Genomic DNA, 792 nt, shown 5'->3' on the forward strand with positions numbered 1-792 from the left:
ATGTGCAGCTCGATCGGGCCTTCCTCGTGCGGTGCGTTCGCCATCGAGTAGCTGCGGCGCGAGCCGTCCTTCAGGATGAACTCGACGTACTGGCCCGCGAGATACTGCAGGCGTTCGTTGGCGGGCAACTGGAGCTTCACGACCATCACGTCGTCGGCCTTGCGCTCGAGCGCGGTGACCCGGCACGGCAGCTTCTTGACCTGCACGCCGTCGACGCCGGCGATTTCACGCACGTCGATTTCGAGATCGCACTGCGCTTTCGAGCAGCACAGCAGCGCGAGGCCGCGCGTGCGTTCGTCGTTGGACAGTGCCGACGCGGCGTGCGGGCCCTGTTCGATCTGGCCCGACACGATCTGGCCCTTGCAGGAGCCGCACGCGCCGTTCTTGCAGCCGTACGGCAGATGGACGTTCTGGCGCAGCGCAGCCGCCAGCACGGTTTCGTCCGACTCGACCTGGAATTGCCGGCCGCTTTGCTTGAGAGTGACGTTGAATGCCATAGAACCAAACTAGAACAAAATGTGGGGACCGTGCATGTCGAGCACGGCAGCTACAATGCAAACCCGTTGCGCGTCGCGCAACGGTGGCTACTGATTTCGCAACCAACATGATCGCGACTCGAATCCTGCGCCGGCCGCGCGTACTGATCGTCGGCTGCGGCGACGTCGGCATGCGCTGCGTCGCGCAATGGCGCGACACGCGCCGCAACCTGCGGATCTTCGCGCTGACGAGCCATCCGGCCCGCCGCGACGAATTGCGCGCCGCGGGCGCAATTCGTCGCGGCGGGCCGGATGG

The 792-nt window shown here is 65.5% G+C and carries 1 protein-coding gene and 1 pseudogene; one reads left to right on the forward strand and one right to left on the reverse strand.

Annotated elements, in window-relative coordinates:
* On the reverse strand, positions 1-497 hold a 497-nt coding region (locus tag G3N99_RS41080; protein WP_206125294.1), incomplete at its 3' end, for a 2Fe-2S iron-sulfur cluster-binding protein.
* Between the two features lie 107 nt (positions 498-604).
* Here G3N99_RS41080 and G3N99_RS41085 point away from each other — a divergent pair.
* Positions 605-792: pseudogene (locus G3N99_RS41085) on the forward strand (hypothetical protein); the annotation flags it as partial.

This window comes from Burkholderia sp. Ac-20392, from assembly GCF_017104585.1.
Taxonomy (GTDB): Bacteria; Pseudomonadota; Gammaproteobacteria; order Burkholderiales; family Burkholderiaceae; genus Burkholderia; species Burkholderia lata.